At 68.4% G+C, this 1781-nt stretch carries 2 protein-coding genes; both read right to left on the bottom strand.

The features are described 5' to 3' along the window. Positions 1-1490 (bottom strand): condensation domain-containing protein (locus LZ017_RS21710; protein WP_241399018.1); only part of this gene is annotated, 1490 nt, incomplete at its 3' end. After that, on the bottom strand, positions 1487-1781 hold a 295-nt coding region (locus tag LZ017_RS21705), incomplete at its 5' end, for a phosphopantetheine-binding protein (RefSeq protein WP_241399017.1). The genes LZ017_RS21705 and LZ017_RS21710, both read right to left, overlap by 4 nt.

Raw genomic sequence — 1781 nt, 5'->3', positions numbered from 1 at the left:
GTCAGGCGCAGTCCATCACCGAAGTCATCGACGTCCAGGTTCACCGGGTAGTTGCTGCTTTCCTCCGAATGCAGCAAGGCCAGCCCACGGTCCTGCGACCAGCGCTGAGGCAGCGTCTCGAGGTCCTGGCTGTGGCGGTAGTTCAGCAGCGCGCTGAACAGCACCTGGTCGCCAGCCAGTTCGCTGCAGCGCTTGGCCAGCGACAAGGGGGCATGCTCGTGGCGCAGCAGCAGGGCCAGATCCTTGTGCGTCTGCTGCAGCGACGCGGCCCCGCCCTGTCCGGACAGCCTGACCCGCAGCGGCAAGGTGTTGATGTACAGACCCAGCGCCCGGTCGGCGCCGGGCCCGGCACGCATGCGACCGAACATCACCGTGCCGAAGACCACGTCGTCGCGGCCGGACAGCGTGCCCAGCACCATCGCGTAGGCCAGGTGGCAGACGCTGGCCATGCTGATGCCGTGGGGACGGATCAGGCTGCGCAGGCGTGCGACCAGGGGCTTGTCCATGCTGAGCTGCGCTTGCGCGATGTCCAGCCCGCTGCCCAGCACGTCGTTCAGGCCATAGGGCGTGGTCGGCTCGTCGAGGCCGGCGAGCATGGCGCGGAAAAAGCGCTCATGCGCCTCGCGCGGCATCGCCAGCCGCGTTTGTGCCACGTAGTTGCGGAAGGGCTGCGGCGGCTCCAGCAGGTCCTCGCGGCCGGCCATGATGGCCTCGATCTCCTGCTGCACCGTGTCCAGCGCGGTGTGGTCGATGGCCAGATGCTGCACCAGCAGCGCCAGCAGCCAACGCTCGCCGCCGTCGACGTCGAGTTCGCGGGCGACCAGCGCCTGCAGCATCTGGGCCTGCCCCAGGTCCAGGCGCAGCTGGCGGGGGTCGGATTGCCGCACCATGTCGGCACTGCTCATGGCCGGCAACTCACGCACCGGCAGCGTCGCGTGGCGCCACACCAGCTGCACCGGCTCCGGCAACGCCTCCCAATGCACCGAGCTGCGCAGCACGTCGTGGCGGTCGATCACGCGCTGCAGCGCGGACAGATAGCCATCCAGCTGCGCGCGTCCGTCGAAGCGCATCACGCTGCGCAGCAGGTAGACGTCGCCCTGCTCCGCCATCAGGTGATGGAACAGCATGCCTTCCTGCAGCGGCGCCAGAGGGTAGATGTCCTGCACGTTGGCGGCGCCACCCGGGATGAGCGCTACCAGCGCATCGATCTGATCCTGGGTCAGCGACACCAGCGGCAGCATCTGCGGCGTGATCGCGGTGGCACCGTCCGGGATGGCCACGGGGGGAACGACGACCTGGCCGTCACCCTGCACACTGAGCGCGCCCGCCTTCAGCGCCGCGATCAGCGCGGCCTTGTTCTGGCGCAGCAGGGCCAGCAGCTCCGGGTCGTCGAGAACGCCGTCCTCCGCCTTCACCGACAGCTCTTCGCCCTTCAAGCTGAGGGCAACGCCCCGCGTATTCAGACTGCGCAGCAACTCCATCGTGGTCATAGAACAATTTCCCTGATTCGTTTGGTACTGGCGGCGAAATGCGCCAGCGTGGGTGACTGGAACAAGGTCGAGGCATCGGCGCTGAGCGAGCTCTGGCGCATGCGTTCGAGCAGACGAAGCGTCAGCAGCGAGTGGCCGCCGAGCTCGAAGAAGTTGTCGTGCCGGCCGATCTGGGGGTGGCCCAGCAGCTCGGACCAGATGGCCGCGAGTTCGACCTCCACCTCGCCCTGCGGGGCGGCATAGCGCCGCGCATCGAAGGCGTCCGGGTCGGGAGGCGGCAGCGCCTTGCGA

The organism is Pelomonas sp. CA6 (genome assembly GCF_022549225.1).
Classification (GTDB): Bacteria; Pseudomonadota; Gammaproteobacteria; order Burkholderiales; family Burkholderiaceae_C; genus Roseateles.
The sequence above is the reverse complement of the archived record's forward strand: the minus strand, read 5'-3'. Positions and strand labels throughout refer to the sequence as shown.